Source organism: Mesorhizobium sp. CNPSo 4670 (genome assembly GCF_057784235.1).
In genome coordinates this window covers 66,475-93,375 of sequence record NZ_JBWJFQ010000010.1, presented here as the reverse complement: position 1 = coordinate 93,375, position 26,901 = coordinate 66,475, and the positions used below count along the sequence as shown (strand labels likewise).

The window sequence follows — 26,901 nt, the reverse complement described above, 5'->3', positions numbered from 1 at the left end:
GATCGTGTCCAAAACCCGGCGCCTACGCCGGGCAGCGCTTCGACCTCAGCGTTCCTTGACGTAGGGCACGCCGCCGGCGCGCGGCGGGATCGCCTTGCCGATGAAGCCGGCGAGCAGGATGACGGTGAGGATGTAAGGCAGCGCCTGCATGAACTGCACTGGCACCTTGCCGATGATGGGCAGCGGCGAGCCTTGCAGGCGGATCGCCGCCGCGTCGAGGAAGCCAAACAAGAGGCAGGCGAACATGGCATTGACCGGCTTCCACTTGGCGAAGATGAGCGCGGCCAGCGCGATGTAGCCCTTGCCGGCGGTCATGTCCTTCACGAACCCGCCATTCTGCACCATCGACAGATAGGCACCGGCGATGCCGGTCAGCACGCCGGTGCAGATCAGCGCCCGGTAGCGTAGCCAGGCGACCGAAATGCCGGCGGTGTCGACGGCGGCCGGGTTCTCGCCGACGGCGCGCAGCCTGAGGCCGAAGCGCGTGCGAAACAGCACCCACCAGGTGAACGGCACCATCAGGAAAGCGAGATAGACCAGGATCGAGTGGCCCGACAGAAGCTCGGCATAGATCGGTCCGATGATCGGAACGTCGTGGACCGCGTCGGCACCCGGCAAGGTGATGGCCTCGAAGCGTTCGCCCGGTTGCAGGGCCGGCGTGCGCCCGCCTTGCTGGAACCACGCCTGGCCGAGGATGATGGTCGACCCGGCAGCGACGAAATTGATCGCCACGCCGGAGACGATCTGGTTGCCGCGGTGGGTGATCGAGGCAAAGCCGTGCACCATGGCAAAGGCGACGGAGATCAGGATGGCCATGCCGAGGCCGAGAAAGGCCGAATGGAACACGGAAGCGGCCGCGGCACCGGCGAAGGCGCCGACTAGCATCTTGCCTTCTAGGCCGATGTCGAAGATGCCGGCGCGTTCCGAATAGAGGCCGGCAAGGCAAGCCAGCAGCAGCGGCACCGAGAGGCGGATGGTCGAGTCCAATGTCTGGACGATTGCGTTGAACACGTCCATCTCAGGCACCCTTCCCCTTGACCGCTTCCATGCCGACGGATCGCGGACTGAACGAGGCGAACAGTGCCTGGATGTAAGGCCTGAACATATGCTCGAGGGCACCGGCGAACAGGATGACCAGACCCTGGATGATGACGATCATGTCACGGCTGATCGCGGGCATTTCGAAGGCTAGCTCGGCGCCGCCTTGGTAAAGCATGCCGAACAGGATCGCCGCCAGCACAATACCAACCGGGTGCAGGCGGCCCATCAGCGCCACGGCGATGCCGACGAAACCGGCACCACTGACAAAGTCGATCGCGACATTGTGCTGGTCGCCCATCACGGGGTTAAGCGCCATCATGCCGGCCAGCGCGCCGGAGATCATCATGGCGGTGATGATGATGCGGGTTTCCGAAATACCGGCGTAGCGTGCCGCCTTCGGGCTGTGACCGTAGGTGCGCATCTCGTAGCCGAGCTTGGTGCGCCAGATCAGCAGCCAGACCAGAAAGGCCATGATCAGCGCCAGCAGGAAGCAAACATTGAGCGGCGCCGAGCGGATCTTGGCGCCGAACAGTTCGATGATCCAGTTGAGCTTCGGCAATTCCGCGCCGGCGAGGAAGTTGCGCGTCTGCGGCGCTTGCGACCCTGCCGGCTTCAAGGGGCCGACCAGCAGGTAAACCATGATCGACGCGGCGATGAAGTTGAACATGATGGTGGTGATGACGATGTGCGAGCCGCGCTTGGCCTGCAGATAGGCGGGGATAAGCGCCCACAACGCGCCCACGACCGCCGAAGCGACAATGGCCAGCGGAAATGTCAGCCACCATGGCAGCACGCTGTCGAAGGAAAGACAGACGACGGCGATGCCGAGGCCGGCGATGTAGGCCTGCCCCTCGGTGCCAATGTTGAACAGGCCGCAATGCGCTGCCACGGCCACCGAAAGCCCGGTAAATATGAAGGTGGTGGCATAGAAGAGGGTGAAGGCAATGCCTGTGCCCTTGCCGAAGGCGCCTTCGACCAGGATGACGGCGGCGCGCAACGGGTTCTCGCCGACCAGAAGCACGACGAAGCCGGCGACGACGAAGGCAACGAACAGGTTGATCAGCGGGATCAGGCCGTAGTCGGCCCAGGCCGGCAGTTTGGCGTAAGGCGTGCTCATTGGGCGGCCTCCTGATGTTCGACACCGGCCATCAGCAGGCCGAGTTCGCCCTCGGTCGCTTCCGGGCCGCGCTCGCCGACGATGCGGCCGGCAAACATCACCAGGATGCGGTCGGAGAGCGAACGGATCTCGTCCAGCTCGACCGAGACCACCAGCACCGCCTTGCCCTGGTCGCGCATGGCGATCAGGCGCTTGTGGATGAACTCGATGGCGCCGACATCGACGCCGCGCGTCGGCTGGCCAACGATGAGAACACCTGGGTCTTGTTCCATTTCCCGCGCCAGCACGATCTTCTGCTGGTTGCCGCCGGAGAAATTGGCGGTCTTCAGCCGCGAGTCGGCCGGGCGGATGTCGTATTTGGCTATCTTATCCTTGGCATCATTGCGGATGGCATCGATGTTGAGGAACGGCCCTTTCAAATAGCGGGGGTCGTCGTGATAGCCGAGGATGGAATTCTCGTTCTCCTCGAAGGCCAGCACCAGCCCGACGTGATGGCGGTCCTCCGGCACATGGGCCAGGCCGCGGTCGCGCAATTCGCCCGGATCGGCGGCACCCGTCAGGTCGATCGGCTTGCCGTCGAGCATGACCGAGCCGGAAACGGCGTGCCGGATGCCGGAAATCGCCTCCAGCAGTTCGGATTGCCCGTTGCCGGCGACGCCGGCGATGCCAACGATCTCGCCGGCGCGAATGTCGAAGGAGATGTCGTCGACCATGGTGACGCCGCGCGTATCCTTCACCGTCAGGTTCTTGACCGCGAGCTTGACGGCGCCGGCATCCGCCTCGCCCTTTTCGACCCTGAGCAGCACGCGCCGCCCGACCATCAGCTCGGCCAGTTCCTCGACGGTCGTCTTCTTGGTCTCGCGCGTCGCCACCATCGTGCCCTGGCGCATGACCGACACCGTGTCGGTGATGGCCATGATCTCGCGCAATTTGTGGGTGATGAGCACCACAGTCTTACCCTGTTCCTTCAGCTGCCTGAGGATGCGGAACAGATGGTCGGCCTCGGCCGGGGTCAGCACGCCCGTTGGCTCGTCGAGGATCAGGATCTCGGCGCCGCGATAGAGCGCTTTCAGGATTTCAACACGCTGCTGCAGGCCGACCGGCAGTTCCTCGATGATTGCATCGGGATCGACTTCCAGCCCGTATTCGCGTTCGAGACGCTCGAGTTCGGAGCGCGCCTTGGCGATGCTCCGCTTCAGCAGCGCATCGCTCTCGGCGCCCAGGATGATGTTTTCCAGCACGGAGAAATTGTCGACCAGCATGAAATGCTGATGCACCATGCCGATGCCGAGCGCGATGGCGTCATTGGGTGTCTTGATCGAGGCCGGCTGGCCGCCGACGCGGATCTCGCCGCTGTCGGCCTGATAGAACCCATAGAGGATCGACATCAGCGTCGACTTTCCGGCGCCGTTCTCGCCGACAATGCCGTGGATGGTGCCGCGCGCGATCTCCAGATTGATGTCGCGGTTGGCGCGCACGGCGCCAAAACTCTTGTTGATGCCGATCAACTCGATTGCGGCTTGCGCCATGCAGCCTGTCCCACTCTTATTTTTTATCGCTTGGTCAAAACGCCTAGCATGACACTTCGCCCGTGCCAATTGGCGGAGCATTGGTCACTCTCGACAAATCCCGGTGTGCTTGTCAATTTCCAACGTGGCCGGGGCCTTCACATTCGCTAATATGGCGAAGCCGAAATTCGCATCGGGGCGCAAGGCATCGCGATACAGGCATTGCGCTGCAAGACACTACGCTGCGAGACACTACGCTACGAGACTGGGGATTTGAATGATCATGCCCGCCGACCGGCTGACGACGCTGGAGATCCGCGCCGCCGAACAGGAGAAGACCATCGAGGAACTGTCCGGACAGATCGCCGAGCAGTGGAAGGTGATCGAGCGCATGCAGCGCAAGCTCGATGCGCTGACCGACCGCTTCCTGGCCCTGGAGGAGCAGGCGGCGCCTGACGTGCCTGTAACCAAGCCGCCGCACTGGTGAGGAAAAAGGGGAGGGGAAGTCATGGCCAGAGAAAGCGATCGCGTCGCGCGGGCCGGCGACTATGTGCTCGGCCTGATGAACGATGCGGAGCGCGAACGGGCCGAGCGCGACCTGGAGATAGACCCTGCCTTCCGCGATGCGGTCGTGCAACTTGCCGAACGCATGCACGTCTTCGACCGCGGCAGACCGGCTGATGGCGAAGAGCGTTGGATGGAGATCACGCAGCGCATTGCCGACCTGCCGCAGATGCGCACCTCCGGTCTGGGCGGCAGCGATGCCCAATTCCGAAGCCTCTCGCAGCGGCCGCACGGCATTGGCCTGCACGCGCTCGGCGGCCGGCGCGGATTTGCCGTTGCGGTCGGTCTGATCGTGGCCTTCGCGCTGGGCTACCTGGCGGGCAGGCTATAGCCAAACGCAAAACCGCCGGGCGTGTGCCCGGCGGTTTGCAGATCATGGCTGTACTCCGTGCCGATCAATACGGGCAGGCGTTGTCAGCGGTGTAGTCGTGCACCTCGAGCTTGCCGGCGATGATGTCGGCCTTGGCCTTTTCGACCGCCGCCTTCATCTCGTCGGTCACCAGCGCCTTGTTGTTGTCGTCCATGGCGTAGTCGACACCGCCTTCCTTGAGGCCGAGATTTTGCAGGCCACCCTTGAAGGTGCCGTTCTTGCCGTCCATGAAGGCGGTGTAGACGGCAACATCGACGCGCTTCATCATCGAGGTCAGCACCTTGCCGGGCTGCAGGCCGTTCTGGTTGGAATCGACACCGATGCCAAGCTTGCCGGCATCCGCCGCCGCCTGCAGCACACCGACGCCGGTGCCGCCGGCCGCGGCGTAGACCACGTCGGAGCCCTGGTCGATCTGCGTCTTGGCGATCTCGCCGCCCTTGGCCGGGTCGTTCCAGGCAGCCGGCGTGTCGCCGGTCATGTTCTGGATGACGTCCGTGGCACCGGCCGACTTGGCGCCGCCGACATAGCCGCATTCGAACTTGCGGATCAGCGGGATGTCCATGCCGCCGACGAAGGAGACCTTCTTCGACTTCGAAGCCATCGCCGCCAGGATGCCGACCAGATAGGAGCCTTCATTCTCCTTGAATACCAGCGAGCGGACATTGGGCAGATCGACGGCATCGTCGATGATGGCGAAGTTGAGGTCCGGATATTCGGTCGCGACCTTCTTCAGTGCGTCCTCCCAGGCAAAGCCGGCCATGACGATCGGGTTGCGGCCGTCCTCGGCGAAGCGGCGCAGCGCCTGCTCGCGCTGCGAGGCGTTGGACACCTCGAACTCGACATAGGCGACGCCGGTTTCGGTCTTGAATTTCTCGGCGCCATGATAGGCAGCCTCGTTGAAGGATTTGTCGAACTTGCCGCCGAGATCATAGAGGATGGCCGGCTGGACATCCGCGGCGAAAGCCGGAAGAACCATTGCGGTTGCGGCCAGGAGGCCGAGAACGATTCGTTTCATGTGATCCACACCCTGTCGGTTATTTTTTCCGTTACGCGCCGCATGCCGGCCCGGTTCTTCGGCAGGCATACGACATCAGCCAGGAGTGTATTCCCCTCCCGCTCGGCGGCAATCTGGCACGGCCCGAAACAAAATTCACGCGGAATTTTGACCTTTTGGAAAAGCATGGCGCGGGCAAGCTGCACCGCAGCTCGTTCCTTGCGCCAAAGGCTTCAGGCGGAGATGGCAGCCGGGATGCATGGGATGCCGGTGCCCGTGAGGTTGCAGGTGCCGTAAGGATTCTTCGCCAGATATTGCTGGTGGTCGCCTTCGGCGAAGTAGAATTCAGGCGCCGGCCCGATCTCTGTGGTGATTCTGCCATGGCCGGCCGCGCGCAAAGCGGTTTCGTACGCATCGAGCGAGGCGCTCGCGGCCCGCAATTGCGCATCCCCGAATGTGTAGATCGCGGAGCGGTAGGTGGTACCGACATCATTGCCCTGGCGCATGCCTTGCGTCGGGTCGTGGCTTTCCCAGAACAGCTTCAGAAGCGCGGCATAGGAGACGATTTTGGGGTCATGGATGACCAGCACCACTTCGGCATGGCCGGTAAGGCCGGTGCAGGTTTCCTGATGGGTCGGATTGGCCGTGATGCCGCCGGCATAGCCGACCGCAGTGACCCAGACGCCTTCGAGTTGCCAGAACAGCCGCTCCGCGCCCCAGAAACAGCCGAGCCCGAACAGCGCCGTCTCGAAGCCTTCGGGATAGGGACCCTTGAGCGGCTTTTTCAGGACATGATGCCTGGAAGTCGTCGGGATCGCCCGGGCGCGGCCTGGCAACGCCTCGGACGGCTTCGGCAGATTGAGCTTCTTGTTCAGCATGTCGCTGAGAAAGAACATGCGCGATCTCCGATGGTGGGACACAAGAAGTGGTCTATCGTTCGAGCATCGGATTTTCCCAAGACCGGTGCCACTTTTCGGGTCTGTCCCTCTCCCACTAGGTGGACGCGAATTGTCCGGGGCGTCGTTGCCGCCTGTAGCCGATCGCATAGAGCAGGAGGGCCAGCACCGCGAACACGACGAAGCCCGGCTGGTTGAGCACCCAGGCGATGGCGACGTCCCACAGCAGCGGACCGGCCTTGGTTCGCACCAAGGTTTCGAAGGCGGCCCGGGTGTCGGGCGAGACCGCCAGCCAACTGGCGTTGAGCGGGGTCAGCACCAGCGCCGAAGCCGCCACGGTGCGCGTCGCGTCGAGCACCGCCATGATGACGGATATCGACAGCGCGATCATCGCGGCAAGACGAAAGAGCAAGCGAAACATTCAGGGACCTTTTCCTCCCGGCCTGGTCCTCAAGCTCTTCCGAGGGCCTTCCGGTTTCAAACCAGAGATAGAATGCGCATGCCTGGTTCGCAATCGCCATACGCGAATTTGAAGCCCGGCCTATGCCGCAGGCTTGCGTTTGCGCCGATGGACGCGCCAGACGGCGAAAAGGCCACCAGCGATCGCGCCGACGACCAAGCCGGCCAGACCGATGAACACGGCAAAATAGCCGCAGGCGCCCTCGAAGCAGCTCATATCCGTGGCATCCGCAATCACCGAGCCCGCGAAGAATCCACCCACGGCGCCGATGACCGCGCCGAGGATGATGCCGAGCAGGGCGGCGACAACCGAGACGAAGACAGGCGGGCTTTCGGTTTCAGGATTGGCATAGACGGTCCCGGCTTCTGAACCGCGGCGGAGCAGATAAATGCAGAGAACCCCGATGGCGATCTCGGCAGCGGTGACGACAAGCGCCTGGCCTGAGAAGACGAAATCGGAAATCGTCAGCACATAGGCCTGCCTCGTCAGCAGCCAGATGATGGTGGCGATCTGCCAGATGGTGAAATGACGCGGGAAGCGGGCAGAGCGGCCGAAGGCGAGGCCGAGCAGATAAAGCCCCCACAGGATGGTGATGATGTCGACGGCGAGGCCGCTATAGACGAGATAGAAGACCCTGTCCGGCAGGCCGTAGTCGCTGACCAGTCGCCAGGCGGAGATCAGGCCGTAGACCGACCATGCCATGACGAAGATGAGCCATCCCGGCGGCACGAAGGACAGGCCGCTGTCCGGTCGCCTCGCTGGCGTCTGTCCATTGCTCGATGTCATGTCCGGACAATGCCCCCGCAAAGTCTTTCCACCACGAGACAGGCGACCCCGGGCGAAGTCAAGCGCCGCCGGCCTTGCGACCTTGCCTGTGCACATCATTCGGGTGGCGGCGCCTCAAACGGAGGCGCCGTCAGTCTCGCGGAACGCTGTGTGGCCGGCAAAGCGAATAGACTGCCGTTATGGCTTGGCATTCGGCGCCGGATCGACTAGATGAGCCCCGCGCCTGTTGCTTCGACGGCTCAGGCGCAGGGGAAGGGCGTTCGCTGGTTGGCGACGCCGGCGCGGAATTCCACGCCACCGCCCCAAGGGAGGTGCATCTCCCCAACCCGCGCGGCGAAACCGGCCGGCGCGACATGCATGGACGGAGAGGTGGCCGAGTGGTTGAAGGCGCACGCCTGGAAAGTGTGTTTACGGGAGACCGTAACGCGGGTTCGAATCCCGCTCTCTCCGCCAATAGCAATTGATTTCATTAGGTAATTTCGTATTTCTTCCGCCAGCCATAAGTCCAGCCATAAATCTTAGCGGAGCGAAGCTGCTACGCTAGTGGGCTGTGCGTTTGGCACGAAAATCGCTCATGAATCGCAAAAAATGCCGGTGCCTCCCACGGTATTGTTTACAGGAGCATACAGTCCGTATCCCCTGTGCTTCGCCAATCAGTTGCAATACTTCCGGCGTTCGCCAGTATGGAGTGACGAGTCGGGTTGCGCGCGTCGAACGACGACAAGCGGTCTCGAATTTATCGAGCGGGGGGGACAATGGCGCAGGACCATCATTCGGGCGCATCGGTTTACAAACATGATCAAGAATCCGTGCAACGCCCGGATGTCGGCGTCGAAGCGCAATTCTCGAACAAAAAAGCACCCAAGGCCTACAGGTACGATTCCAGCCTCGCGCCTGAATTGTCCTGGGACGAGAGCGCCGACCGAGCTTTTGCGGAGTGGTTGTTGGCGTTGGTCGCCGATGCAGCCGAGAAGGGAGAGGGCAACGTCTTCGCTACGGCGCAGGTGTGGGAAGGAAACAGAGAGAGCTTTTCGTCGCTCTCACAATGTGTCGCCCGGCTGCGCAGCCTTACCAGGCCCTTTCTCAACTGGACAGGCAAAGCCGAGCGGCAGCAGGTCACCGTGCCGACACTGCCGCTGTTCATCCACGAGCGCCATTCGACGCAAGCGATTTTGGAAACGCTGAAATCACACAAGGCCCTTGGGACCAACCTCGATTTGTTCGGCGACACCGGCCTTGATGTTGCCGATAAGCTGGATGCTTACGAGCACAAGGGGCCGTGGACCAACCGCCTCATACTCGGCGACTCGTTGCAGGTCATGAACTCCCTGCTGGAGTACGAAGGCATGGGCGGTCAGGTGCAGATGATCTATTTCGATCCGCCCTACGGGGTGAAATTCGGATCGAACTTCCAGCCGTTTGTACGCGATCGCAAGGTTTCCACTAATCACGGAAACGACGATTATATGATCCGCGAACCCGAGATGGTGAAGGCCTATCGGGATACATGGGAGTTGGGGCTTCATTCCTATCTGACATATCTCCGAGATCGGCTTTTGTTAGCTAGGGAACTGCTTGCCGAGACAGGTTCCATTTTCGTTCAGATTTCTGACGAAACCTATACCGAATTGAGGTCGGTAGTAGAGGAGGTCTTTGGAAAAGAAAACTATCTTGTAACGATCGTATTCAAGAAAAAGAGCGCAACACAGGTCACACACGCCGTAAACGATTTTATTATTTGGTGCGCTAAAGACAAAGAAAAATTTAGACCAAGACAACTTTACTATAGAAGGCCAAATCCGGAGGACAACAGCAAATTCAACACGATAATTTCTCCTGATGGTCAGGAAAAGAAGATAAAGGACCTATCCCAAGAGGAAATCGTCGAGCTAACTTCGACCGGATGGCGATGGGCGCGGGCGAATTACCCTATCGTCAGCCAGCACTACAGCAAGACTCGGACCAAGCCATACCTTTTCCAAGGAAAAGAAAAGACGTGTGGCGCTAACAACCAGTGGCGCTTTGATGTCCCGGAAGGACTTGATCGCCTCGCAAATGCTGGCCGCCTTCATGATGGGGGTGGTCAGTCGCTGGGTGGGATTTCATTTTGGGATGACTGGCCCTACGTCAGTTACAACAATGTTTGGACCGATGTTCACGGAGAACAGAGGCCAAGCTATGTTGTTCAAACAAGCTCTAAGGTAATCGAGCGCTGTATGCTTATGGCGACCGATCCGGGCGACCTTGTGCTGGATGTGACCTGTGGTTCTGGTACATCTGCATATGTTGCAGAACAATGGGGGCGACGCTGGATCACTACTGATACATCGCGTGTTCCAATAGCCCTTGCACGGCAGCGGCTCCTGACCAGCACTTTCCCTTGGTATAAGCTAAAGGAACCGGTTAGGGGGCCCGTTGGTGGTTTCGTCTACGAGCGCAAGCAGAATAACAAGGGAGAGGAAATTGGCGGCCTCGCGCCACGTATTACGCTAAAGTCTGTCGCCAACAGCGAAGAACCGGAAATGGTCACGCTTGTTGACCGCCCCGAAGTCAACAACAAAGTTACCCGCGTCTGTGGGCCCTTCACAGTCGAAGCCACTATTCAGGCGACCATGAACATGGAGGAAGATGCACCGGGGGCTTCTCTGCACCAGCCGTCGAGCAACCCGCGCGCCTACCTCGACCGCATGATCGAGGTGCTGCGCCAGAGCAAGACGCTCCGCCTGCCCGGCAACCTCATTCTCGAATTGGAAACCGTCAGTCCGCTTGCCGATCGCGAATACCTCCACGCCGAGGGCGTCGCCCGAAACGGGACTGACAAGCGCATCGCCTTCGTCTTCGGCCCCGAGGACGGAGCGATCGGTTCCGAGTATGTCTTCAACGCGCATACCGAGGCGCTGCAACAAGGTTACCAGCAGCTTTTCCTGTTCGGCTTTGCGATCCAGGCGAAGGCTCGCGAGATGCTGGACAAGCTGAAAATCCCGACGACTTACGTGTCGGTCACGCCTGATGTGGTCATGTCCGACCTGCTCAAGACCAGCAAGGCCAGCGAAATCTTCTCCATCACCGGCCTGCCAGACGTAACGCTGGAATCGGCCGGGAAACACAAGGATGGAACGCCGCTTCATCACGTCATCATCAAGGGCCTCGACGTGTTCCGTCCCGACACGATGGAGACCGACGAGATCAAGGCCGAGAACCTGCCGTGCTGGATGCTCGACAGCAACTACAACGGCATGGTGTTCATGGCGACGCAGGTTTTCTTTCCGAAGACCGGCGCGTGGGAGAACCTGCAAAAGTCCCTCAAAGGACAATTCAGCGACAGCGTTTGGGAACACCTTGCCGGCACGGTCAGCGAACCCTTTGTGCTCGGCGACAAGAAGCGTGTCGCCGTGAAAGCCATCGACGAGCGCGGCAACGAGTTGATGGTCGTCAAGACCGCCGAGGGAGGCCGCTGATGACGGCCGTCGCACAGCCACAGGCTCCGCTGACCGTTGCCGAGGTCGAGTCCCCGATCATCAATTCGCCGTTCCGCGAGCCGGAATATCACTGGCAGATCGAGCGCGGAAAGCCGCCAGTAACGGCCGAAGGCCGACGCCGTGCCAGCTATTTCTACCGCGTGCCGGAACATGCCGGGCGGGGCCGAAAGGGGAAGAAGCAGGCCGAGCTATTCGAGGACGCGAAAGGCGAAGAAGTCGAGCTTGAGGTCGTTAACCTCGTCCGCGAGCGGGTGAAGGAATGGCGCACCGGCGGCCGTTCCGGCGGCGTGGCCTATGATGGCGCATCGCCGATCACAAAGGAGTTGCTGGAACTCTGGCGCAGCAGCGACCGGATGCAGCGGCTTTTCTTCGCCCAGGTCGAGGCAGTGGAGACAATTATCTTTCTGGCGGAAGCCGCTGACCTGTATCGCAAGGGCATTCCCGAAATCCCGAAGGACGAACCCGGCCTCGAATCCAAGGCGGCCGGCGTTCGTACCTTTGTCCGGTACGCCTGCAAGATGGCGACCGGTTCCGGCAAGACAACAGTAATGGGAATGCTAGCGGGTTGGTCCATCCTCAACAGTGTGGCCTCGCCCCGCGATGATCGGTTCTCGGATACGATCCTGATCGTCTGCCCGAATGTCACCATCCGGGAACGCTTGCAGGAACTGGACCCCGCGCTCGGGGATCTGTCTCTTTATAGAACCCGGCAGCTTGTCCCTGTCCACCGCATGGAGGATTTGCGGCGTGGCGAGGTGATGATCGCCAACTGGCACCGCCTAGCAAAGAAGGAAACCAACACCGTCAACGGCGACTCCGCCAAGGTCGTAAAGACCGGCGAGGCCGTTGAGGTTGTGAAGAACGCCGGCAAGGACAACGAAACTGTCGAGACGAGGTATTTCGAGTCCGACGCCGCATGGTTCAAGCGCATTCGCCGCGAAATCGGCAGCGGCAAGGGGCGCAGCCCGCACTGGTTGATTTTCAATGACGAAGCGCATCACGCCTATCGGCGCGGCGACACCGCGACTGAGGAATTGTCCCTCGACGAGGACAAAGACCTCGCCAGCAAGAACGAACGCGAAGCGACGATCTGGATTGAAGGCCTCGATCGCATCAACAAGCTAGCCAGCGGCAGCCGGCGGCGCGGCATCAATCTCTGCATCGACCTTTCGGCAACACCTTTCTATATCCAGGGCTCCGGCAACGAAGTCGGCAAGCCGTTCCCGTGGGTCGTTTCCGACTTCGGGCTTCTCGACGCCATCGAATCCGGCCTTGTGAAGATTCCGCAGCTGCCTGCACGTGACGTGACCGGAGCGGAGGAAGCGGCGTATTTCAACATCTGGAGGTGGGTACAGGCCAAGGCGAAAGAAGACGGCTACGGCGATACCATGACGCCGCAGATCGTCATGAACTATGCCAGCGCGCCCATCAATCTTCTGGCGGCCGAGTGGCACCAGCGATTCGTTGAATGGGAGCAGTTTTCCAAACAGCAGCAGAGGCACCCGGTTCCGCCGGTCTTCATCGTCGTCTGCCGCGACACGGCCGTCGCTCGTGAGGTTCATTCGTGGCTTGCCAACGGCAATGACAGCTACGGCGTTGCGCCGCCGTGGTTCCGCAATGCACCCGGCCAGGAAGTCACCGTCCGCATTGACTCGAAGGTGATCGAGGATATCGAGGCGGGTGGCACGAAGGACGAGACGCGGCGTTTGCGCTTTATTCTCGATACCATCGGCAAAGCGCAATGGCTCGGGGGCAAAGTGCCCGAGGAATGGTCTGAGCTTGTGCGCAAGCACAACGAGAAGGCTGCAAGCGAGGACAATGATGGCTCGCTCAAATGGATCGACGAGCGCATCCCGCCAGGGCGAGACGTGCGTTGCATCGTTTCCGTCGCCATGCTGGCCGAAGGGTGGGACGCTAACACAGTGACCCACATCGTCGGCCTACGCCCGTTCGGATCGCAACTTCTCTGCGAGCAAGTCGTCGGCCGCGCGCTGCGTCGCAAGAGTTACGCGCTCAACGAGGACACGCAGATGTTCGCCGAGGAAACCGCTAAGGTCTTCGGCGTGCCGTTTGAGTTGATCCCGTTCAAGGTCGCGCCTGCAGGGCCGCAGCCGCCGCAGCCCGACCCGAACCACATCTATTCGGTGCCTGAGAAGGCGGAATACGAAATCACCTTCCCCATCGTGACAGGCTATCACCAGTCGGGGAGTTTCGATGTTTCCGTCGATTGGGACCAGGTGTCAAAGGTCACTATCGATCCCATGCGCATCCCACAGCTTGTGGAACTGACGCCGCTCACTACGCCTGACGGCGCTCTAGCCGCCTACGGTCCCGGCGAAAAGCCGGTCCTTTCGTTGAAAGAGTGGCGCGCCTTATTCCGCGATCAGCAGGTTGCCTTCCGCCTTGCCCGCGAAATCTGTATCCGCTGGCAGGCCGACAACGGGGCGGCGGCCGTGCCGGTACAGCAACTTTTTCCGCGCGTTGCCTTTGCGGCAAAACGCTTCCTGGCCGAGAAGCTAGTAAGATTGGGAGACAGCCAGCCCTGCGACGTGTTGCTGGTCGGCCAGTACATGCAGGCGGCCGTCGGCGCACTGCTGGACGCTGTCAAGAAAGGCACGTCAACGTCCAGCGCAGAGGTGGCAGTTATCCCGCAGGGGGCGGCGGGGCGCGGCAGCACACTCTATGTCGATTTTCACACGACAAAGCCGATCCAACTCGCCACGCGCAGTCATCTTAACGCGATGGTCGCTGACACGCAGAAATGGGAACAGATTGCGGGGCTTCTTCTTGATACGCATCCCGGTGTCACGAAGTGGGTGAAGAACGAGCATCTTGGCTTCTTCATTCCCTACCGCCGCAACGGTCTGCCGGCGCGATACATTCCGGACTTCATCGCCGTGACCGATACGGGTCACAACGTAATTGTCGAGATAAAGGGTCAGGTGACCGACAACGCCGACGCTAAGGCCAAGGCCGCAGACCGATGGACGAAAGCCGTGACGCGACTCGGTCAGCACGGAACGTGGCATTACCTACTTGTCACCGATCCCTGCCGCCTGGGTTTGATGCTCAACGACTACTCGAATTCTGCCTGGGATGAAGGCGTATTCGATCTAGCATAACGCCTTCTGTCCCAAGCGTTGCTATTATCTCCTCGCGGGGGTTCCAGCGCCGCCCAGGGTGCGCCGGTGCCCATCAGCAAAGAATGCAGTCACTCAGGAACAGCAACTGGACCAACAGGACAGTCTGACGGACGAGAACTATTCCACTTCAGGGCAATCTTGCGCTTGTTCTTCTGCCACCAGAGCCGGATGGCCCAGTCGTAGCGTTCTAAGCCGTTGATGTTGGGGAGGCGCTGCCCCGTCTCGATGGAGTAGCTGGCATCTTCACCGTCATATGTGATGTGAAAATGCGGTGGGGGATGCTCGTTGGCCCGCACCTCAGCCCGTAGCTTACCTTCCACGAACGCTAAAAAGTGCTTGGCAACTAGGCCGTCGGGGTTGACTCGATTTAGAAGCGCCTGGAGCTCTCGCTCCAAGCCTTCACCTAGGCTGATTCTGATTTGGTCCATCGGGCGGTTTGCTCGCCGGTGAATCTCAAATGCGGTAGTAATCGGCGTAGCGCGCGGGGTGGGGCACGCTTAGTGGGTTTATGCCATTGGCAAACAGGCCGGCCTCATACATTGCGATTTCTGCGTTCGCAGCCAAAGCAGCTTGCTCGGTATTGCACAGGTCGGCCATGTCTTTGGCTGCCCGACGAACCGCACTTAGGGCGACCTCTAGCCGCGCGTCGAACACCTGGCCGCCGTCGCTGTCGTACTCTCTCAAACTTATGGCGATCTGCCGATAGGCGCTCTCGGCCATAGGAAGCAAGAAAGCCTTGTTGCCGACGTCGACAATGCTGAAATCAACCATGCGCGAAAAACCTCATCCTTCGAACGCGCTTTTAGTGCCTGGAGTTCGTCAATGCAATTCACCGACAGCCCGACGTTTCCTACGTGTCACCGTGGCGCAAGGGCCGTCCCCTCACCAAGCATGGCAAAAGCGGCAGTTTGCAGAAGCGTGTCGTTGGCTATCAGCATGCGGCGAGGCTCATTTGCACCGGTACCTTGCCGAATTCGATTTCCCTACAATCGCCGCACAGCGCTTAAGATCACCCACGCCACGACCAGTCTGCTTGCCATGATCGATGGCAAGCGCCTTACCTATCGACGGATTGGTGAAGCCGGTATCGCCTAAGCAGAAGGCGCGAAAGCTGATGCGCTTGCGAAAATCAAAACGTCAGTGATAGGCGGACGACGGCTGACGGCGTTCAATCACCACAGGGTAGCCTTCGAAGCTATGCGGAATATCATTGGCAAAGTGCCAATACATCGGGTCGACCAAAACCCTGATGCAACCTTTCCTGTGTCCGACCGGATGCGGGCAAGCCAACGTGTTGACTGATCCCGGCGGCGCCTTGATCGAGCTATGCAGTTTTGATGCAGCCTTTTCTAGCCGTCCAGTCATAATACGTTGTGACCCGAAACCAAACTCACCCCAAATGCAGCCAAGATTGGCTCAATTGGTAAAGCAATCGTTGATTTCTGACCCGGTGCGTTTCCGTCATTCATTCCTCCAACAACGATTCCAACCGCAATTCGTTGCCCATTGGCGTCCAAGGACGTGATCAACGAGCCGGAATCCCCTTGGTCGGAAAAAGTGTCAGTAATTCCAGTAATCACAAAAACGGGCTCAAAATAGACGTCGCCGGAAAATGTGTACAAGGGAGCTGCGTAGCGGATGCCGTGAGCCCCATGCATCTGCCCGACAACGCGCCCTTTTGTGGCCCCGGTTGTGCGGCCAACCTTTTCCACGTTCATCCCTGCTGCGAGAGCGCCGACCGTCGCAGGCGTATCGTATGAGTTCCCCTGATAGGATGTCACAAGCCCGATATCGAGGAGCTGAAAGATCGCGGCATCGCTATTGAGCTTAGGGTCAATGTTGTCAGCCGATCCTGGCACCATTGTCAGTGAGCGCGTATGCAATCCCAAAGTGAATGGATTGAGACCATTTGGCACCACGTCAAAGATCCCGGGAGCGACGATGGGTAAACCGACCCCGGCAAAGTTGCAGCCGCCACTCACGTGGTTGTTGGTCAGCCCGTAGATGACCCCCGCAGGATCGCGCACGAGGCAACCAATCGTTCCTGCTTCTCGATTGTTCCCGACTGATATGGAGCTGCCGCAAGCTAAACGATTGCCGCCAGCTCCCTGTCTGACAATGTAAGTCGGCCCGCCATGGGGAGGATTGGGGACCGAGCCCACCGGCTCCTGCACCCCCTGACGGTACTTGATTGCAACGTCATCAACTCGGTCTGGCAGTAAAGCTAACTGCCTTTTGGTCCTTGGTGCGACCCGTTTGGTAAATACGGATATGCTTTGACTGGACGCGTCGAACGACACGGCTTCTATTTGCTTGCTGCGCAAGACGGCAGTACCAAGCGCCCCTTTTGGGGCAATCAACGCGAACTCGGCATCGGTACTTTGCCGTATCGGTTGAGGCTTTTCTGGGATCAGACCTTCGACCGACGCCCATTCGTAGAAAATACGGGCTGCTACCGATGGCTGCATTTGCAATCCCCCCAAGATTGCTTGCACCATGCTACGGTTCTGTTTTCTTTGCGAGTCCCTTTATACGATACGGCTTACGTGCGTCTTCGGCTGGACGGTCGGATCGACTTTCATGCGGCTTCGGTGGCGTCTTCAACATCCGCTGTACGGTCTCATTGAACCGTTTTTCATCAGATTCTTTTCCCGGTTTTCCACTGGTCATGTGACTTTTCCCACAGAAAGCACTGAAACGAATCGGTTTTTCGGGCTGGGACTCTTGTCACCGAGTTTCGGAATCCTGATCAATTGACATTCCAGCGCGATGGAGGGGGTGAGTCGGCCCGCAAAAGCGCTCACACCCCGCCCCACCGGGCGTCGCTGGATGGCGCACCCCTGTTACGGGTGCCTTCTTCCCCGAGCCATCCGGGGAAGTCGTATCAAAGCGGGAGAATCCGCTTCGCCATTATGAATATGCAAAACGCATAATTTCCAGTGCCAAATAGGCGTTTTCGCATTTTTCCACTTGTCTGCTGAATCCGGCCTTTCACCCCCCCAAAACAAACATCCCAAGTAGCTTTCACATGCCGATTTAGAACTGTTCCTTTCGGATGCGGACCGGGTGCATAAGAGCATCGTCGCCCCCCTGATATCGCCTGGCTGCAATCATTAACGCTCCAGGCGCTGCATGAAGCCTTTTTGAAGAGGTGAAGGACAAATCATCGGCAAGGATGCAGCTTTCATCAGATGGCATGGAAAGGGGCCGGTGAGACCTACGGATTAGGCGAGACAGTCGCCCAAGTGCCGTCGGGCTGACACTCGTTCTTGGGGGCGTCTTTACCGCCCTCGATAGCGCCAGTGCTATAGAACTCGCCTTTAAAGACGCAGCCAGATGCAGCGGCATTGGTGGCCTCCCAAATGAAGGCAGGCGAACACTTCATTACGGTATCGCTGGCCCGCACGGTTGCACCAGGGGAGTACCCCATGCCACCTAGCCAGCATCGCTGCTGTTCGAGCGGAGCTTGTTGAGCGATTGCCACACTCGATGCAAACACCAATACGCCCGAAACAATTGAGCGCATTCGGCTAGCTCCTTTCGTAAGCTACCCACCGTAAGGGCGGGCTGAGATCGTACCCGAAGAACAAGTAATACGGTGCCGTTTCCCTGCTCTGCTTTGGCGAACGTCTATAGGTTTCTTTGCCTTGCTTGCATTTATTCCGGAAATGGCTCTCCCAGCTAAGCCTGTTAAAGAAGTGACCGCAACAGGCCGTCGCGATCGGCTGCGGTGAACGCGTCGCCCGCGAGCAAGGCATAAGCTACTTTGGCCCTGACTTCCGCGAGGCATGCCGGTTGGTAGACCAGAAGATCGTGCATTGCACTTCGTTCCTTTGCGCTGAGTTTCCGACATTCGGCCTCTTTCGCGGCGCCCGAGTTCTGCTGTTCAGCCAACACCATGCAATGCTGATTGAAGGCGAAGAATGCGCGCTGATGTCCGTCGATCAATCGTGCCAAGTCGCTTGCATCGGCGACGTCCAGCAGTGGCTTCAAAACTTCAATCGGCGTGATATCGATGTCCATAACGATATCTCCGTGATCGTTTTTGCGGTGAGGCCCTTTGACTACTAGCTAGCTAGGACCGCCTTGCTTCGGAAAGCACTGGAGAGCTTGTGCCCAATTGGCCGTACCGGTCAATGGACTCTGTCCGCAACAATTTGTTTTTAAAACAAGTTCTGACGTACGATAAAGCGGGCCTCGCAGGGGAGGCTTAGTTACCGGGTCTTCAAAAACTCTTTCAGCGTATCAGCGGGGATGAGCCGCCGCTTTCCCACCTTTATCGACCGCACTTTGCCCATAGCAACGAGCTTCCAAACGTAGTCCCGCGACAAGGAAAGCGCGTATGCGGCTTCGGGAACACTGTAGGCGAGCTTTTCGACCTGTGGGTTTTCCTCCTTTGCCACCTTTTTCCTATCCAATGAAAGACGGCCCTAATATTATAGAAGTGCCCCCTGTGGGGCCACCCCTGGGGGGGTAAAAGCAAGCGGCTGGGGCGGCTATTGTTTCGGCTAGGGGCGAAACCAGCCCGAACCCACGATCATGGGGGCAATCCCGGGGTTGCCCCAACTGCCTTGAAGCATTTGCTGGTAGATCGCATCTGCCTCCGTGCGCAATAGGTCAGGCAAAAGCCGAAGCTGGCATGGCGCCGCGTAATGCTCCAGCACTGAACGCGTCTCATTTTGGTATACCCCGGAAAGGCAGCGGGGCGAGACGCGAAAAGTGTTTTATTAGGGTTGACGTCCGGCATATGAGACAATACACGTTAGAGCTCTAGACTCAAACGAGACATTTGGAGCACGGCCCTCGATGAAATACGGATATGCCCGGGTAAGCACCACCGACCAAGACCTCTCAATCCAAACCACTGCATTGAAAGCAGCGGGGTGCGAAGTCGTCCGAGCGGAAAAGCAGAGCGGCACGACTATGGAGAAGCGGGCGGAGTTGGCGACGCTCCTCGACTTCCTTCGGGCTGGCGATACGCTGGTGGTGACGCGCATTGACCGTCTCGCGCGTAGCGTCGGCGACTTGCAAACGATCATGCGCCGCCTCCGCGAGAAGGGCGCGCACCTCCAAGCGACGGAACAGCCGATTGATACCAGCAGCGCCGCCGGGAAAGCCTTCCTCGACATGCTGGGCGTGTTCGCGGAATTTGAAACCAACCTCCGGCGGGAACGCCAGATGGAGGGTATCACCAAGGCAAAAGCCGCTGGCGTCTATCAGGGTCGCAAGGCTTCAATCGATGCGGAGCGCGTCCGCGCTCTCCGGGAGGAAGGGAAAGGCGCAACAGAGATCGCCAAGGAATTGAAGATAGGGCGCGCCAGCGTCTACAGGCTCCTAGGCGAAGCGGCTTAGGAGCCCTCGCCACAAAGAACCAAAAACCCGCCTCATTGGCGGTTTTTTTGCGCCCCCTATTCCCCATTAGACGGGCGTGATGAGGGCGTTCGGTTCGGAGGCTCTCGGGTCAAAACCCAATCACTCTGAACGACCGAGTTCCACCCGTTGCGGAAGTTCGCTCGCCCTCGGTCGAACTCACGCCCATGACCCAACGCAGTCATAGGCTTTGGTCGTTTCGAATGTCGCAAACGGACCTGAGCCTGGACATTGCTCACCACACGCGCGAACGGCTTCACACGACCTCCAAGCTTGCGCATGAAGCGGCCAGGCTAAGCGCCTTGCGGTCTACTTGTGCCTTGCCGAGATCGGCGCCGGTGTTAAGGGACCGGCACCTATTTAGCCTGAACTATTCGAGGCCCGCACGACGTAGGCCATCGATATACCTGGAGCGGTCCTCAGTACGGATCAGTGGATGGTATTTCTCGACCCAGGCAATGCTGACGTTTGGCTGCAGACGTTTGCATTCGACGAGACCTTGACGCGCGGTTTCCAGATCACCGGCTAGTCCTGCGGCTGCTGTGAGTGTGCGCCAAGCGGTTCCAAAGTTTGGTCTCATCTGCACGGCTCGACGTTCCGCCCTTACCGCTTCGGAGTAGCGTCCGGCGACTAAATGGCAAAGCCCTTCGACCGAAAGGTTCGCTGCTTGGGTTTGGTCAAGGGGGCTCAATCGTCGCGCGATTTCGAGCTGACGGAGACCATCTTCCGCAAGTCCCGCATAGCCGTACGCTACACCCAAGATTATGTGGGCAAATGCAAAGTTCGGGTTGCGCTGCAATGCCTCGTTCAGTTCCTCCACCGCCGGCCCAAGTCGTCTCGAAAACGAGTATATGTAACCTGCCGCAAAATGGGCCCACGGGTCGTCGGGATCAAGGTCTATCGCACCTTGGGCAAAGGCGAGGCCATCGGATATGCCTCGCTCAAACTCCAATTTACCGGTGACTGCACGGGTGGCGAAGGCCCACGCGAGTAGGCTGCGGGCGCGTGCATAGTCGGGATCAAGCTCAATCGCTCGCTTCAGCAGGTTGATGCCAGTGTCCTCGTCTTGAATAACCCATGTCCAGATGTAAGGCATTGCTCGTACAACGCAGCCCCACGCATCGAGACTCTCCGGCGCCTTACTTTGAAGGCGAAGGCGTTCAGCTGCGTAAATCTGCGGCTCTATCGCCGCAACAACGCTGGCGGTGATCTCGTCTTGTAGCGCGAAAATCTCGGTCGCGGGTCGGTCGTAACGTTCCGCCCAAATATGGTTTCCCGTGGTGGCATCGACTAGCTGGCCGGTTACGCGCAGGCGCTCCCCCGCCTTTCGGACGCTGCCTTCCAGTACATAGCGAACGCCGAGCTCGCGCGCGACCTGACGGATTTCTGGCGCCTTGCCCTTGTACGCGAAGGTCGAATTTCGGGCGATGACGAAGAAGCCGCGAAGTTTCGACAGGGCGGTGATGATATCCTCGGCGATCCCGTCGCCGAAGTATTCCTGCTCTGGGTCGCCGCTCATGTTCTGGAACGGCAAGACGGCGATCGACGGCTTGTTGGGCAGCGCCAATTTTCCACCCCACAAGTCGGGCACAATGGGCTCTCTGGCGGTGTCCCCGTTTAAGACCACACGAAAGGCTCGCACCGGCCGCGCGATGTTTTTGAGGTCTTTGTCGCCGAGATCCTCGAATTCATCCTTCAGCTTGTCGCGCACCTGCTCGTATGCCGCACCCGACAGGCAAATCCCATTAGGTTCGGCGATACCTTCCAGACGGGCAGCAATGTTGATACCGTCGCCCATCAGGTCGCCGTCGCTCTCCTCGACTATGTCGCCGATATGGATACCGACGCGGAACTCGATACGTCGATCAGGCGGCACGCCGGCATTGCGTTCAAGCATGGCGTTCTGCACCTCGATGGCGCACCGGACCGCGTCGACCACGCTGCGGAACTCGACGAGGGTTCCGTCTCCAGTGCGCTTCACCACGCGTCCGGTGTGCACGGCGATGGTAGGATCAATGAGGTCGCTGCGGAGCGCCCGGAGGCGCGCGAGCGTCCGATCTTCGTCCGAGCCTGCCAGCCGGCTGTATCCGACGACATCGGCGGCCAGGATCGCCGCAAGCTTGCGGGTCTCGCTCACCTTGCCCCTCCTTCGCTATCCGACATAACACAGACTCAGGGACAGGGCTGCTTCATTTTTGAATAGCAAGATTTCGCAGCGATGGAGGGCACTCCGGGTCTTCCATTGACCGGGCAGCCGCTTTCCATCCGAAGCGCGACATTGCCGGCGATGCTGAGATGTCTCGAAATGGCGCAACCGCGACCTCCAGCGTGGTCGCCGGTAATGTCCGCTATAGGGCGGTGGCAAGCCTGACTTCAACCGCCCAGGCGGCGCTTTGCCGACCGGGGCACGATAGCGGACTGGCAGCTTCAGGCTGCGGATTCCAAAGAGCGGACGTTCGTGGGTGCGGACAACGTCGCGATCAGACATCGAAGCCGACTTAGGCATTGCGGGAGCTCGACGAGCGCTCTGCTTCTGCGACCTCCAGAGAGTTCGGCTGCTACCCGCCAATAGAACACCTGCGACATCTAAGGAATCTTGGCTCAGCTTAACATGTTTACGATCGGGTGTTCCAAATACCCCACCCTGTACCGCTGTTCAGCCCCGTGATAAAAGAGCTACGTTGAGGTCGGTCATGGACCGGAAGCTCGCAGCCATTCTTGCCGCAGACGTCGTCGGCTACTCCGCACTGATGGAGCAGGACGAACAGGGCACGTTCGAGCGTCTTAAGGCCGGCCGAGAAGAAGTGTTCGAACCGGAAATTGCCCGCCACCATGGCCAGATATTCAAGCTCATGGGCGACGGTCTGCTGGCTGAGTTCTCAAGCGTTGTGGATGCGGTCGAATGCGCCGTGGCGCTGCAAAAGGGCCTCGTAGAGCGCAACGCGGCCGTTCCAGAGGACCAGCGCTTCCAGGTGCGGATCGGCGTCAATCTGGGCGAGGTGATCGTCGAGGGTGACGACCGTTTTGGTGAAGGGGTCAACATAGCCGCGCGCCTGGAGCAGATCGCGGAGCCTGGCGGCATTTACGTGTCTGGCAAGGTGGCCAAGGAGGTAGAAAAGAAGCTTGCCTTCGCTTTCGAGGCCATGGGCGAGCAGCGTATGAAGAACATCGTAGAGCCCGTGGCGGTCTACCGGGTGAATCTGCATGGGCAGCCACGGCGCCGCCTGATCAAGGCTCTAAACAAGAGCCGCAGCCATTCCCGGCGCGGCTTCATTCTTGCTGCAGTCGTTCTCGTCGCCGCAGCGATCGGCGCCTACTACGGTGCCGAGACATGGCGGGCAGGTCCAGTTCGTTCGAGCGACATGCCGACGATTGCGGTCCTTCCTTTCGAGGACTTCAGTACCGGTGCGGACAAGGGATATCTTAGCGACGCCGTCGCCGAGGGGATCATCACCGAGCTGGCGCAGAGCAAGACTTATGCCGTCGTCGCCCAGAACTCGAGCTTCAGGTACCGCGACAAGCCGACAGATGCCAGGCAGATCGGCGATGAACTCGGGGTCGACTACCTGCTCGAAGGCAGCCAGCAGAAGATGGGAGACCGGCTGAAAGTGACGGCCCAACTGCTGAATGCGCATGACGGATCGCATCTCTGGGCCAACACCTACAACCGCGCGATCGGCGATCTTTTCGTCGTTCAGGAGGAAATCATCCGTACTATTGCGGAAAGGGTCTGGCATAGGATCGAGCGACCCTGGCCACAGAGCGATGCCGCCCGAGTGAGCGCGCTGCACTACTATCTGATGGGGTTTGCCGAGATCGACAAGGATTTCTCTGGCAAGGGGACCGCTTTGCTTCGGCAGTTCAGCCTCAAGGCGATCGAAGCGGATCCGAACTCCCAGTTCGGCTATATCGGGCTGTCCCACTCCTATCGCATTGACGCGGATTTCGGGTGGCACGAGCAGGACCGTGACGAGGGGTTGAAGCGTGCCGCCGAATACGCAGACAAGGCTATCCTGCTCGCTCCGGACGATCCCGAGTCGCAGTGGGCACGCGCCCGCGTGCATGCTGACGCCGGCGAGGTCGAGCAGGCCCTTGCGCGGTTCGATCAGGCGATCGCCCTCAATCCCAGCAACTCCATGATCCTCGTCAGCAGTACGGATCCGCTGATCTGGGTCGGCCGTACAGACGAAGCGATGGATCGGATCAAGCAGGCTATGGGCATCGATCCTTTCTACCCTGAATGGTTCAACTGGCAGATGGGCTGGGCGCTCTACGCAAAGAACGATTGCGGGGCTGCGCTGACGTGGATGCGGAAAATGTCCAGGATCCCGAACGAAGCATACCGAACGCTTGCAGGAATCTACGCCTGTCTGGGAAAGGAGCGGGAAGCGAAAGAAGCGCTTGCCGTTTTCCTCAAAGACTCGCCGCTCAACTCCATCAGCAAACTGCGCAAGCAATTGGAGAAGGTATATACTGCCCCCGGAGGCCTCGAACGCTTGCTCAAACACATGCGGATCGCGGGCTTGCCGGAGGAGTGAGGGCTGACGGTGTGGCCTGGCCGGCAGGCCAAGAAAATGTCTAGCAAGGCTCGGATTGCGACTTCGCTGCGCCCAACGCAAATGTCAGGAGTTGGCGCGAGTGCGCCAATTACCGTGGTCCACTTAATCGGACACGCCGCAAGTCGCAAGTCGGTAACCTTTCGAACAGAATCCTCGGAGGCGGCTCCAGGCGAGACGTACAATTTGCGGGCTCGGATCGGGCGCTGCGGCTGTGGAGGGCGGCATGGGAGAAGGACCATGCCTAGTTGGAACCGAGGCCACATTGTTGGCCAGAAGCCTCCGCTCAAGCCACGAGAAGTCTGGAGCATCCGGACGCGACTGCAGGTATCAGGCGCAGAACGCGATCTTGCGCTGTTCAATCTCGCGATCGACAGCAAGCTGCGCGGTTGCGACTTGGTCACGATCACCGTCGGAGACGTCGCCCTTTCGGGTAGCGTGCGTGATCGGGCGGTTATCGTACAGAAGAAGACAGGGCGGCCAGTGCAGTTCGAGATCACGGAGCAGACACGCGCGGCCGTCGGTGCGTGGATAGCACGCCGAGGCCTGACCGAAAGGGATTTCCTTTTCCCCAGCCGGGTTCGCGCTAAGCCGCACATGTCTACGAGGCAGTATGGGAGGATCGTAGGCAGATGGGTGGCCAGCATCGGCCTCGACCCGAAACGATACGGTACGCACTCAATGAGGCGGACAAAGGCGTCGCAGATCTACAAGAAGACCGGCAACATCCGAGCTGTGCAACTGCTTCTCGGTCACACGAAGCTGGAGAGCACCGTCCGTTACCTCGGCATCGAAGTCGATGACGCATTGGCGATCTCTGAACAGGTTGAACTCTGAAGTATGCGGAGCGGCGCATTCACAAGCGTCGCTCCGTGACCCGCGGCGGACATAGGTGAATTCACGACCGAATGGCGGCTAAGCGCCTAATGTCGGTCGTAGAGTCAAGTTGTGCGGTTGCCCGAAAGCAGAAATCTCCGACGACCACGCTGGATTTACGGCTGCGCCAATAGGCGACATCGATCAAGGATTGGCGGCTCTGTCAGCGGGGATTGTAAACTGAAAGAGAGCACCCCGCGGCTCGCACTTGGTTGCCCACAGCCGCCCGCCATGGGCTTCGATAATCGAGCGGCAGATCGAAAGGCCCATGCCCATGCCGTCGGGCTTCGTCGTGTAGAAGGGTTCAAAGAGACGCGGCAGGCTCTCCGGGCGCAGTCCTTGGCCGGTATCCCGCACCGCGACGCACACGGCCTCCGGCTCGATACTCACTGTGCTGATGTGTAGTTCGCGGTTGTCGTCCTCAACGCCACTCATCGACTGGATGGCATTGACGATCAAGTTCAACATCACTTGTTGTAGTTGCACCCGATCGCATTGGATGCGTGGCATCCCGCCCGCCAGTTGCGTGCCCACAGTGACGAAGCTCTTGACCAATTCCCCATGGGTCAAAGCGACCACCTCCAGGATCGCCGCATTGATGTCGACTGTCTCCTTCCGAGGTGGCGCTTTTTTGATGAGGGTCCCGATCCGGTCGACGATGTCGCTGGTTCGATCGGTGTCGTCCACGATGCAGGCGAGCGCCTCCCTCACCTCCGCCAGATCAGGTGGGCTTTGGTTCAAAAACCGCATTGCGGCAGTGACGTTTGTGCGTGCCGCCGCAATGGGCTGCCTGATTTCATGAACAATCGAGGCGGTGAGCTGGCCCATGGTAGTGATACGGTTGGCATGCGCCAGCTCGTTCTGCATCTCGCGAAACTGCCGCTCGCGACGCGTGCTCTCTAAGGCAATGGCGGCATGCGCAGCGAAGTCCCTGAACAAGGAAATCTGTTTGTCGGTGAACGGCTGCACCTGTTTGCGACCCAGAGCAATTACCCCGACTAGCTCATCGTCTTTGAGCAACGGCACAATCAGGGCCGTTCGAAGACCTGCGTTCACCTCCATGGTCCAGAGATCATCCCGGCGAGAGCCTTTAAGCATTGTCAAGTCGGGGATGTGGGTGGGTGACTTGCTTGTGGCTAATCGACTCAGAAGGCTCCCTACTGGGAATGACGACAACGCCTGACTAACCAAAAGGGGGTCCCCTCGAATCGCCACGCTACGCAGGCCGCGCTCTTCGGAGAGACGTAACCCGCCTATATCCGCTCGACAGAGACGTGTGGCGCTGTCGAGGATGGCGTCGAAGATAGGTTGCATGTCGTGCGGCGAGCTTGCAATGGCGCTCAGCACTTCTGAGATGGCCGTCTGATGCTCGATGAGTTCGGTCACCCGATCTTCCAACTCAGATACGGTCCATTCTCCTTCGATGCTCTCGTTCATGAGCAGTTCTTCGGCTTTGACGGTGAGCGCAGCATATTAGCACTAGCTGCAGTTCGCGATAGCGCTCACGTCCGTCCAAACCGAGATAGGGGGTCGTGTCCCATGGTGTGGTTTAACTGACGGCTTGGTCGCCGCGCTCTCCGGCATGGGCCGGGACGAGGATAGCTGGCGGAAGCAGTGAGCCTGACAGCAGGCGTGAACGGTCCGAAATCATCGGACAGAATTCTCCACGGGGTATTGGTTTTGGCATCCTCCCAGCACATGTTCGAACAGAAGTAGTATTGGAATGGCCGCCGTAGAAAGA

22 protein-coding genes, 1 tRNA gene and 1 pseudogene are annotated in these 26,901 nt (G+C 59.6%); 9 read left to right on the top strand and 15 right to left on the bottom strand.

Going from position 1 to position 26,901, the window contains the following annotated elements:
* Positions 1-45: 45 nt before the first annotated feature.
* The 3 genes from AC0ZT5_RS18060 to AC0ZT5_RS18050 are packed head-to-tail and all read right to left on the bottom strand — an operon-like array spanning position 46 to position 3,687.
* The gene (locus AC0ZT5_RS18060) at positions 46-1,017 is read right to left on the bottom strand and encodes an ABC transporter permease (RefSeq protein ID WP_488497528.1); all 972 of its coding nucleotides are present in this window, start codon (positions 1,015-1,017) and stop codon (positions 46-48) included.
* A gap of 1 nt (position 1,018) precedes the next feature.
* Positions 1,019-2,158, bottom strand: a complete 1,140-nt coding sequence (locus AC0ZT5_RS18055) for an ABC transporter permease (protein WP_488497527.1) — start codon at positions 2,156-2,158, stop codon at positions 1,019-1,021.
* On the bottom strand, positions 2,155-3,687 hold the full coding sequence (locus AC0ZT5_RS18050; protein WP_488497526.1) for an ABC transporter ATP-binding protein: 1,533 nt from the start codon (positions 3,685-3,687) through the stop codon (positions 2,155-2,157). The genes AC0ZT5_RS18055 and AC0ZT5_RS18050 overlap by 4 nt, the downstream gene beginning before the upstream one ends.
* Before the next feature lie 259 nt (positions 3,688-3,946).
* On the opposite strand from AC0ZT5_RS18050, the gene AC0ZT5_RS18045 reads away from it, so the two are divergent.
* Positions 3,947-4,153 (top strand): SlyX family protein, encoded by a 207-nt coding sequence (locus AC0ZT5_RS18045; RefSeq protein WP_123151274.1) that lies wholly within the window; start codon positions 3,947-3,949, stop codon positions 4,151-4,153.
* Between the two features lie 21 nt (positions 4,154-4,174).
* Positions 4,175-4,561, top strand: coding sequence for a hypothetical protein (locus tag AC0ZT5_RS18040; RefSeq protein WP_488497525.1), 387 nt, complete (start codon positions 4,175-4,177; stop codon positions 4,559-4,561).
* Between the two features lie 64 nt (positions 4,562-4,625).
* Here AC0ZT5_RS18040 and AC0ZT5_RS18035 read toward each other — a convergent pair whose 3' ends face one another.
* From AC0ZT5_RS18035 to AC0ZT5_RS18015, 5 genes are all read right to left on the bottom strand, one after another.
* On the bottom strand, positions 4,626-5,615 hold the full coding sequence (locus AC0ZT5_RS18035) for a BMP family lipoprotein (RefSeq protein ID WP_477285737.1): 990 nt from the start codon (positions 5,613-5,615) through the stop codon (positions 4,626-4,628).
* The gene (locus AC0ZT5_RS18030; protein ID WP_488497524.1) at positions 5,612-5,800 is read right to left on the bottom strand and encodes a hypothetical protein; all 189 of its coding nucleotides are present in this window, start codon (positions 5,798-5,800) and stop codon (positions 5,612-5,614) included. The genes AC0ZT5_RS18035 and AC0ZT5_RS18030 overlap by 4 nt, the downstream gene beginning before the upstream one ends.
* A gap of 27 nt (positions 5,801-5,827) precedes the next feature.
* Positions 5,828-6,490, bottom strand: a complete 663-nt coding sequence (gene msrA / locus AC0ZT5_RS18025) for a peptide-methionine (S)-S-oxide reductase MsrA (RefSeq protein ID WP_488497523.1) — start codon at positions 6,488-6,490, stop codon at positions 5,828-5,830.
* 97 nt (positions 6,491-6,587) lie between these two features.
* Positions 6,588-6,911 carry a hypothetical protein gene (locus tag AC0ZT5_RS18020; RefSeq protein WP_488497522.1) on the bottom strand — a complete coding sequence of 108 codons (324 nt, stop codon included), beginning with the start codon at positions 6,909-6,911 and terminating at the stop codon, positions 6,588-6,590.
* Between the two features lie 120 nt (positions 6,912-7,031).
* Entirely contained in the window at positions 7,032-7,736 is a 705-nt protein-coding gene (locus AC0ZT5_RS18015) for a hypothetical protein (protein WP_488497521.1), read from the bottom strand.
* Positions 7,737-8,099: 363 nt separating this feature from the next.
* Here AC0ZT5_RS18015 and AC0ZT5_RS18010 point away from each other — a divergent pair.
* The 3 genes from AC0ZT5_RS18010 (at position 8,100) to AC0ZT5_RS18000 (ending at position 14,337) form a co-directional block, all read left to right on the top strand.
* Positions 8,100-8,189: transfer RNA gene (locus AC0ZT5_RS18010), tRNA-Ser, on the top strand.
* 302 nt (positions 8,190-8,491) lie between these two features.
* Positions 8,492-11,194: a DNA methyltransferase gene (locus AC0ZT5_RS18005; protein WP_488497520.1), complete on the top strand. Its 2,703-nt coding sequence runs from the start codon at positions 8,492-8,494 to the stop codon at positions 11,192-11,194.
* On the top strand, positions 11,194-14,337 hold the full coding sequence (locus AC0ZT5_RS18000; RefSeq protein WP_488497519.1) for a BPTD_3080 family restriction endonuclease: 3,144 nt from the start codon (positions 11,194-11,196) through the stop codon (positions 14,335-14,337). Before AC0ZT5_RS18005 ends, AC0ZT5_RS18000 begins: the two co-directional genes overlap by 1 nt.
* 89 nt (positions 14,338-14,426) lie before the next feature.
* Here AC0ZT5_RS18000 and AC0ZT5_RS17995 read toward each other — a convergent pair whose 3' ends face one another.
* Complete coding sequence (locus AC0ZT5_RS17995) at positions 14,427-14,786, bottom strand: DUF4160 domain-containing protein (RefSeq protein WP_488497518.1); 360 nt, start codon at positions 14,784-14,786, stop codon at positions 14,427-14,429.
* 25 nt (positions 14,787-14,811) lie between these two features.
* A complete protein-coding gene (locus tag AC0ZT5_RS17990; RefSeq protein WP_488497517.1) occupies positions 14,812-15,129 on the bottom strand; it encodes a hypothetical protein in 318 nt (105 codons plus the stop codon).
* Between the two features lie 166 nt (positions 15,130-15,295).
* Here AC0ZT5_RS17990 and AC0ZT5_RS17985 point away from each other — a divergent pair.
* Positions 15,296-15,453 (top strand): annotated as a pseudogene (locus AC0ZT5_RS17985) (IS1595 family transposase); the annotation flags it as partial.
* Positions 15,454-15,719: 266 nt separating this feature from the next.
* Here the strand turns inward: AC0ZT5_RS17985 and AC0ZT5_RS17980 are convergent.
* From AC0ZT5_RS17980 to AC0ZT5_RS17970, 3 genes are all read right to left on the bottom strand, one after another.
* Positions 15,720-16,856 carry a Nal1-like putative serine protease gene (locus AC0ZT5_RS17980; protein ID WP_488497516.1) on the bottom strand — a complete coding sequence of 379 codons (1,137 nt, stop codon included), beginning with the start codon at positions 16,854-16,856 and terminating at the stop codon, positions 15,720-15,722.
* A gap of 1,192 nt (positions 16,857-18,048) precedes the next feature.
* Positions 18,049-18,381, bottom strand: a complete 333-nt coding sequence (locus tag AC0ZT5_RS17975; RefSeq protein WP_488497515.1) for a hypothetical protein — start codon at positions 18,379-18,381, stop codon at positions 18,049-18,051.
* Positions 18,382-18,572: 191 nt separating this feature from the next.
* Positions 18,573-18,761: an excisionase family DNA-binding protein gene (locus AC0ZT5_RS17970; protein ID WP_488497514.1), complete on the bottom strand. Its 189-nt coding sequence runs from the start codon at positions 18,759-18,761 to the stop codon at positions 18,573-18,575.
* Between the two features lie 403 nt (positions 18,762-19,164).
* On the opposite strand from AC0ZT5_RS17970, the gene AC0ZT5_RS17965 reads away from it, so the two are divergent.
* Positions 19,165-19,710: a recombinase family protein gene (locus AC0ZT5_RS17965; RefSeq protein ID WP_488497513.1), complete on the top strand. Its 546-nt coding sequence runs from the start codon at positions 19,165-19,167 to the stop codon at positions 19,708-19,710.
* 388 nt (positions 19,711-20,098) lie between these two features.
* Here AC0ZT5_RS17965 and AC0ZT5_RS17960 read toward each other — a convergent pair whose 3' ends face one another.
* Positions 20,099-21,865 (bottom strand): adenylate/guanylate cyclase domain-containing protein, encoded by a 1,767-nt coding sequence (locus tag AC0ZT5_RS17960; protein WP_488497512.1) that lies wholly within the window; start codon positions 21,863-21,865, stop codon positions 20,099-20,101.
* A gap of 556 nt (positions 21,866-22,421) precedes the next feature.
* Here AC0ZT5_RS17960 and AC0ZT5_RS17955 point away from each other — a divergent pair.
* A complete protein-coding gene (locus AC0ZT5_RS17955; protein WP_488497511.1) occupies positions 22,422-24,266 on the top strand; it encodes an adenylate/guanylate cyclase domain-containing protein in 1,845 nt (614 codons plus the stop codon).
* Between the two features lie 258 nt (positions 24,267-24,524).
* Positions 24,525-25,121, top strand: a complete 597-nt coding sequence (locus AC0ZT5_RS17950; protein WP_111546305.1) for a tyrosine-type recombinase/integrase — start codon at positions 24,525-24,527, stop codon at positions 25,119-25,121.
* Between the two features lie 183 nt (positions 25,122-25,304).
* Here the strand turns inward: AC0ZT5_RS17950 and AC0ZT5_RS17945 are convergent, their stop codons facing one another.
* Complete coding sequence (locus AC0ZT5_RS17945) at positions 25,305-26,597, bottom strand: sensor histidine kinase (protein WP_488497510.1); 1,293 nt, start codon at positions 26,595-26,597, stop codon at positions 25,305-25,307.
* Positions 26,598-26,901 lie beyond the last annotated feature (304 nt).